At 46.6% G+C, this 7709-nt stretch carries 6 protein-coding genes; 2 read left to right on the top strand and 4 right to left on the bottom strand.

The features are described from left to right. Together O9324_RS06995 and O9324_RS06990 are read right to left on the bottom strand one after the other, a co-directional pair. Positions 1 to 351: Rpn family recombination-promoting nuclease/putative transposase (locus O9324_RS06995; RefSeq protein WP_288139820.1), on the bottom strand; the 351-nt coding region annotated here is incomplete at its 3' end. A gap of 319 nt (positions 352 to 670) precedes the next feature. Beyond that, positions 671 to 1162 carry a DUF29 domain-containing protein gene (locus tag O9324_RS06990; protein WP_288139819.1) on the bottom strand — a complete coding sequence of 164 codons (492 nt, stop codon included), beginning with the start codon at positions 1160 to 1162 and terminating at the stop codon, positions 671 to 673. A 148-nt stretch (positions 1163 to 1310) separates the two neighbouring features. Here O9324_RS06990 and purL point away from each other — a divergent pair, with 148 nt between their 5' ends. Beyond that, positions 1311 to 3581 carry a phosphoribosylformylglycinamidine synthase subunit PurL gene (purL, locus tag O9324_RS06985; protein ID WP_288139818.1) on the top strand — a complete coding sequence of 757 codons (2271 nt, stop codon included), beginning with the start codon at positions 1311 to 1313 and terminating at the stop codon, positions 3579 to 3581. 349 nt (positions 3582 to 3930) lie between these two features. Beyond that, positions 3931 to 5394 (top strand): amidophosphoribosyltransferase, encoded by a 1464-nt coding sequence (purF, locus tag O9324_RS06980; RefSeq protein ID WP_287630372.1) that lies wholly within the window; start codon positions 3931 to 3933, stop codon positions 5392 to 5394. Between the two features lie 8 nt (positions 5395 to 5402). On the opposite strand, the gene O9324_RS06975 is transcribed toward purF, so the two are convergent. Together O9324_RS06975 and O9324_RS06970 are read right to left on the bottom strand one after the other, a co-directional pair. Continuing rightward, entirely contained in the window at positions 5403 to 7142 is a 1740-nt protein-coding gene (locus O9324_RS06975; protein ID WP_288139817.1) for an ABC transporter ATP-binding protein, read from the bottom strand. Between the two features lie 195 nt (positions 7143 to 7337). Then, positions 7338 to 7709 (bottom strand): 3-phosphoshikimate 1-carboxyvinyltransferase (locus tag O9324_RS06970; protein ID WP_502846573.1); only part of this gene is annotated, 372 nt, incomplete at its 5' end.

Genomic DNA, 7709 nt, shown 5'->3' with positions numbered 1-7709 from the left:
GTTGATTAACTCCCCATAACGAGCCGTCTCTACGCTTTCCACTGAACGCCGAGGATAAATAACTACTCCCTGCCAATTGTTGCTTAAGTCCGTTTGGTGGAGATAGAGGAAGATTTCACTGAAGAAACGGGAATAAAACCTATTATCTTTCTGAAATTGTACTTCTAGGAAATAAATAGGCTGATTGGGTGTATCAGGCAAAAAGACTCCATCGAGACGAAAGGACAATTGTTTAACTTCCACCGAGGAGAATTGATAAGAATTGGCGATTTCGGGGGGAAGGTTCAACAAATCAAAGAAACAAGCGGGAAATCTTTGTAAGAGTTGATAGAAAATACTGTCAGTTTTCACGCAATTAAACTCAAAAAGAGGCCTCTAGTTTAGCAGCAGTTTTTTATTGTGTTCTTCCGGAAGCTCCTGTTTTTGAGCAATTGGGATGACGACTGTTACCCAACACCATCGGAACCAAGATTAAATAGGGTAAGCTAAGACGCATCTTAACCGCCTATCCTTAAACCCCCCCGATGTCGGGGGGGTTGGGGGGGGGGTTGCCTCTTGCCAAACAATAACTTTAACATCTTAACCGCCTATCCTTAAACCCCCCGATGTCGGGGGGGTGTTGCCTCTTGCCAAACAATAACTTTAATATTCATCTTTAACTTTTTTGTTCTTATACGTCGAAGTAATGATCGATATCAATCGGGAACCACTCCCCATCTAATACCTGTTCGAGGGAGAAAGGAGGCTCAACAGGAATCGCGTCGCCAGTGACGGTTTTCGCTTGTATTAGGGTTTTCCGAGCGTTTGAGTAGGCTTTTTGAAAATAATCCCGCGCGTGGTTGGTGAGAGTAGTGGTTTCTAGCCACTCTCCTAGTTGAGTTCGGAAACTGGCAATTTCTCCTACCCAGTGACAGACGTTGCGTTCTCGCTCCCGTTCCGATTTGTGATAAGCTAACTTAAACAGGTGTTCGATAAGCTGGGTTAATAAACTCTCTACAGCCCGTCTGTCACTTTTTCCCATGCACTCCACTTCCTCAATCAGATTTTCCCAGTCCACCTCATCAAACTTTTTTAGCTTTAAAAGTTCGGCGGTTTTTGAAGCCCAGAGAACAAAATCCAGATCATATAATGCTTTCATTGATAAAGCTGTTTCTACTGCCATAGTTTCGTTCCAACTGATTATAAAACTATGTCTTTAGCTTAACTTTACTAGCGCAAACCCTTTTAACTTTTTTGTCTTTTACTAAGCATTGTAACTCGATCTCATCAGACGTTATACAATAAGTCTTGTCCCTCGATCGCATTGTCCCATGACTACCCCCTTCACTGCCGCAGAAATTGCCTCAGAAGGCATTAAACCCGAAGAATACGAAGAAATAGTCAAAAGACTGGGAAGACACCCCAATAAAGCCGAATTAGGAATGTTTGGCGTGATGTGGTCGGAACACTGCTGTTATAAAAACTCCCGGCCGCTGCTTAAACAATTCCCCACCACCGGCGAAAAAGTTCTCGTCGGACCGGGAGAAAATGCCGGAGTAGTGGATTTAGGCGATGGATTGCGATTAGCCTTTAAAATCGAGTCCCATAATCATCCTTCTGCGGTGGAACCCGTACAAGGTGCCGCTACCGGAGTCGGAGGCATCCTGCGGGATATTTTTACCATGGGGGCCCGTCCTATTGCTATCCTCAACTCTCTCCGTTTTGGTAACTTGCAAGATGCCCGCAATCGTCGCATTTTTGCCGGAGTCGTGGAAGGAATAAGTCATTATGGCAATAGTGTCGGCGTTCCCACGGTGGGCGGTGAGATATACTTTGATAATGCCTACAATGGCAATCCCCTTGTTAATGCCATGGCTTTAGGGCTAATGGAAACCGAGGAAATCGTTAAATCTGGGGCAAAAGGCCTAGGAAACCCGGTTTTATACGTTGGTTCTACCACCGGCCGGGACGGTATGGGAGGGGCAAGTTTTGCCAGCGCTGAATTAACCGATAAATCTATGGATGACCGGCCCGCAGTGCAAGTGGGCGACCCTTTTCTGGAAAAATCCCTGATAGAAGCTTGTTTAGAGGCATTTAAGACCGGCGCGGTGGTGGCGGCCCAGGATATGGGGGCCGCGGGGATCACCTGTTCTACCTCCGAGATGGCGGCCAAGGGAGGGGTGGGAATTGAATTAGACCTCGATAAAATCCCCGTCCGGGAAAGCGGGATGGTTCCCTACGAATATCTGCTGTCGGAATCCCAAGAAAGAATGTTATTTGTGGCAGCATCGGGACGAGAAGGCGAATTAATCGAGATTTTCCAGCGTTGGGGACTTCAGGCTGTGGTCGCCGGCCAGGTAATTGCAGAACCGATCGTCCGTATATTATTTAAAGGGGAAATTGCCGCCGAAATTCCTGCCACGGCCCTAGCGGATAATACTCCTATCTATCATCGGGAATTACGGGCAGAACCGCCGGAATACGCCCAAAAAGCTCAATTATGGGAAGATAGCACGATTCCTATTCCCGAATCCTATAACGAGATTTTATTAAAACTGCTGGATAGTCCCTCGATTGCTTCAAAACGCTGGGTTTATCGTCAATATGATCATCAAGTCCAGAATAACACCGTTATTCTCCCCGGAGGGGCCGATGCGGCCGTGATTCGCGTGCGTCCTCTGGGTGCTAATCCCGCAAATTCTCGGCGAGGTGTAGCGGCGACTACAGATTGTAATCCGCGATATGTTTATCTTGATCCCTATAACGGAGCTAAGTTGGCCGTGGCAGAAGCGGCCAGAAACCTTAGTTGTGTTGGTGCTGACCCCATTGCTGTCACGGATAATCTCAATTTCGGAAGTCCAGAGAATTCAATCGGTTATTGGCAATTAGCCACTGCTTGTCAGGGTATTGCCGAAGCTTGTCGGGAAATGAATACACCGGTGACTGGGGGTAATGTCTCTTTGTACAACGAAACCGTTGATGCAGCTGGCAGCCCCCAGTCTATTTATCCGACTCCCGTGATTGGGATGGTGGGATTAGTGCCGGATATCGGGCAAATTTGCGGCCAAGGTTGGCAAAAAGCGGGGGATTTAATCTATATTTTGGGTTTCTCTTTGCCAACTATCGGCGCTTCGGAATATTTAGCCGTTATTCATGGTTTGGTGACGGGAAAACCGCCGGTAATTGATTTTGAATTAGAAAGAAAGGTACAAGCGGCCTGTCGTCGGGGAATCCGCGCCGGTTGGCTGAAATCTGCCCATGATTGCGCGGAGGGAGGTTTAGCCATTGCTCTGGCAGAATGCTCTATTAGTGGGCAGTTAGGGGCGGAAATTGACCTTTCTTGGCATCATCAAGGCCGTTTTGATGCGGTGTTATTCGGGGAATTAGCTAGTTGCATTATCGTCTCCGTTTCCCCCGAAAATCAGCAAGATTGGGAAGAATATCTAAAGACACAATTAGGAGACTATTGGCAAATAACTGGCAAAGTTAGCGAAAAAAGCGATAATCTTTTAATTCTTGACCGGAATAAACAACCGGCGATCGATGTTAGTCTAGAAACCATACAGCAAGTTTGGTCAAAAGCGATCGAAAGAAGACTTTAGGGAAGGAAACAGGATTCAGGAGTGGGGAAATGGGGAAATGGGGAAATGGGGAAATGGGGAAATGGGGAAATGGGGAAATGGGGAAATGGGGAAATGGGGAATTTCAGCTAAAACCCTAACACCCTAACACCCCAAAACCCCAAAACCCTAACACCCCAAAACCCTAACACCCCAAAACCCTAACACCCCAAAACCCCAAAACCCCAAAACCCTAACACCCTAAAACCCCAAAACCCCAAAATCTAACACCTGATAACTGTTCTCAAATCGCCATAGAAGAAAGTGTTAAAAAGAGATTAAGATAAGTTAAGATTTTGTATCAAAAGTAGCCCCAAACCCCAGTCCTCTCATGTCTAGCCATCCCGACTCATCCCTATTCTTGAACCGCGTCGATAAGCCTGAAGAAGCCTGTGGAGTTTTTGGACTCTATGCCCCCGAGGAAGAAGTAGCAAAACTGACCTATTTCGGACTCTATGCCCTGCAACACCGAGGACAGGAATCGGCAGGTATTGCCACCTACGACGGGGAAACGGTGCATTGTTACAAGGAAATGGGCTTAGTTTCCCAAGTTTTTAACGAAACTGTCCTTAAAACCTTGCCGGGTACCCACGCCGTCGGTCATACTCGTTACTCTACCACTGGTTCTAGCCGTCGGGCCAATGCCCAACCTGCTGTGATCGAAACCCGTTTGGGTAAACTTTCCCTAGCACATAACGGCAATTTAGTCAATACTTTTGAGTTAAGAAATGTATTAGAAAAGCGCGGTTGTGATCTCGTCACCACCACCGACTCGGAAATGATCGCGGTCGCTATCGGCCAGGAAGTGGATAGTGGCAAGGATTGGATAGAAGCGGCGATCGATGCCTTTAGCTATTGTAGCGGGGCTTACAGCCTTGTTATCGGCACACCGACGGGAATTATCGGGGCGCGGGATCCCAATGGTGTCAGACCGTTAGTAATTGGGGTTTTGCAAGAAGAAGGCAATCCCCCCCGTTATGTTTTAGCTTCGGAAACCTGCGGATTAGATATTATTGGGGCCGATTATCTGCGGGATGTGCAGCCGGGGGAATTAGTTTGGATTAGTGAAGATGGCTTATCTTCGGTGGATTGGGCCATGAAACCGGAGAAAAAATTATGCGTTTTTGAGATGATTTATTTTGCCCGTCCCGATAGTATTGTTCACGAGGAATCTTTATATACTTATCGGGTACGTTTGGGGGAACAATTAGCCAAAGAGTCGCCGGTAGAAGCAGATATGGTGATGGGAGTTCCCGATTCAGGTATTCCAGCAGCGATCGGATTTTCGCGCATTTCTGATATTCCCTACGCGGAAGGATTGATTAAAAATCGTTATGTGGGACGGACTTTTATTCAACCAACCCAACACATGAGAGAGTCGGGAATTAAGATGAAATTGAATCCTTTAAGGGATGTTTTACAGGGAAAAAGAGTTATTATTGTTGATGATTCGATCGTGCGGGGAACCACTAGCCGGAAATTAGTTAAAGCTTTACGCGATGCTGGAGCAAGAGAAGTTCACATGAGAATATCTTCACCTCCGGTGACTCATCCTTGTTTTTATGGCATTGATACGGATAACCAAGAGCAATTAATTGCGGCAACTAAATCGGTGGCGGAAATTCAGGCACAAATCGGGGTGGATAGTTTAGCTTATCTCAGTCACGATGGAATGTTAACAGCAACAAAAGAAGATCCGAAAACCTTCTGTACTGCTTGTTTTAATGGCGATTATCCGATTCCTGTACCTGATAATGTTAAGCGATCGAAGTTGATCTTAGAAACAGTTAAATAACCTCAAGGCTAAATCCTCTGAAAACAATCGGCAATTTCCTGGGGAGTTAAAAGGAAATTAGGATAACCGGAAAGTTGTCCTAATTTTTGTGCTAATAAAACCGCTTGGGGTGGAGTTAGATAGGTTTTGGCTAAGAGATCGGTTTGATGGTAAGCTTGTCGGATTGGGGCATCTAAAAGGATGGTTCCTTGACCCATAATAATTACTCTTTCGGCGTATTCTGGCATTAAATAGAGGTGATGGGTGATCACAATCACCGTTTTGCCCATCTGGTGTAATTGACGACTCACCTCTAAAATTGCCTTAGCCCCTTGGTAATCTTGCCCGGTGGTGGGTTCATCAAAAACAACTATACGCGGTTCCATGGCTAAAATTGCCGCAATCACTACCCGCGCTCGATCGCCTTTCGGTAAGGAGAGAGGATGATAGGATCGATATTCTAGCAATCCCATGGCTTCTAGACTTGCTTCCGTGCGTTGGGTGACAATTTCTGGAGAATAACCGAGATTAGTCAGGGCAAATGATACTTCTTTCTCCACAGTGGTGTTAAAAATCTGATTATCGGGATTTTGGGCTACATAACCGATCGATCGGGCTAAATCACTGACAGAAAAGCTAGTAATCGAACGTCCATCAATCATAACTTGACCGCTGGTCGCCGAGAGAAGATTGAGAAAATGCTTGACTAAAGTGCTTTTTCCTGCGCCATTTTGACCGATAATCAGCAGATATTCCCCTTCGGCAATATCGAGGGACACATCCCGCAGGGCGGTAGTACCATCTGGATAGGTATGGCAGAGATTTTTCACCCTCAGTATGGGGTTTAAGGGGTCAGAAACCGACGATAAGGGAGTGGTTGGGGTGATTTGATGATAAAAGGATTTAATCTCGTTTAAACGGGCAAAACTGCGGTCTAGGGTGACAGGAATCGACTCGATCTCGCGTAGCGAGCGCGTTGCGACCGCCCCGATTTTCTGCTCGATCAAGGCAAAAGTAGTGGCCACCTGCGGGGGACGCAGGGCATTTTCCTGTAAAAGTTGTACTTGGGAGTAGATCTCTGCTGGGGTTCCCATAGCTTCGATCGCACCATCCCTTAATAGTACCAGGCGATCGGCATATTCGGCCATTTCCTCGGCTGCGTGGGAGACCATCACAATAGTGACCCCGAGATGGCGATTTAATTCCTTAATGGTGGCGAAAACTTCCTGGGATCCCACCGGATCCAGTTGGGAGGTGGGTTCATCGAGAATTAACAAAGCGGGCTGAACTGCGAGGGCAGCGGCGATCGCTAATCGTTGTTTTTGTCCTCCTGATAATTCCCCCGGCGATTTTTTTTCCATTCCCTCTAACCGGACTGCCGCTAAAACTTTGGGAATACGCGCTTTAATTTCCTCTCGCGGTAGCCGTAAATTTTCTAGGGTAAAAGCGATTTCATTTTCTATAGAAGTGGCTAAAAGTTGCGTTTCGGGATCTTCAAATACTGCCCCCACATAGCGGGCCAAGGTGCTAACGGGATGGGTTAAAGTGTCTAAACCGGCTACTGTTGCATAACCAAAAAAACGCCCTCCGTAGAATTGGGGGACAATACCGTTAAGAGTTAAACAGAGAGTAGTTTTTCCCGCACCTGTGGGCCCGATAATACCTAAAAATTCTCCTCGATGAATTGCTAAAGAGATATTTTTAAGCACTAGATTGGAGGATTCGGGATAAATATAGGAAACTTTCTCTAATTGGGCGATGATTTCCATTATCGGTGGGGAATAGAAGACGGGAGTGGGGTAGATAGGGAGATATTTTTCAGGGAAATTTGAATGAGGGACGCTTCTATTTTTTGCTACCTCGATCGATGACCTTGATTATCACACAGGTAGCCCACTACTCTGTGATTTATCCTGCAATTTTACCAGTTACCCCTCGCCCGTTCGCAGAAAAACTTAATATTTCTACTCTTGACAAATTTGCTTTAAGGTGGTAAAGAAATCGGGGTAGGAAATGCCGGCCGCTTCAGCGCGATGGATAGTGGTGGGTTGACGGGAATTGAGGGCAGCGATCGCTAGACTCATAGCAATGCGATGATCGGTAAAACTGTCCACTTCCGTGCCGAATAGGCCTGTACCGCCGGTAATCTCTAAACCATCGGGTAATTCCCTTACTTTTGCCCCTAGGCGATCGAGTTGGGTGGCCATCACCGTCAGGCGATCGCTTTCCTTCACCCGTAATTCCTCGGCATCCTTGATAATTGTCGTTCCTTGGGCAAAAACCGCCGCTACTGCCAAAATCGGAATTTCATCGATCAGACGGGGTATAATCTCACC

Source organism: Microcystis sp. LE19-84.1B (genome assembly GCF_027531875.1).
Classification (GTDB): domain Bacteria; phylum Cyanobacteriota; class Cyanobacteriia; order Cyanobacteriales; family Microcystaceae; genus Microcystis; species Microcystis panniformis.
Note: the sequence above shows the minus strand (reverse complement) of the source record. Positions and strands in the feature narration are given on the sequence as shown.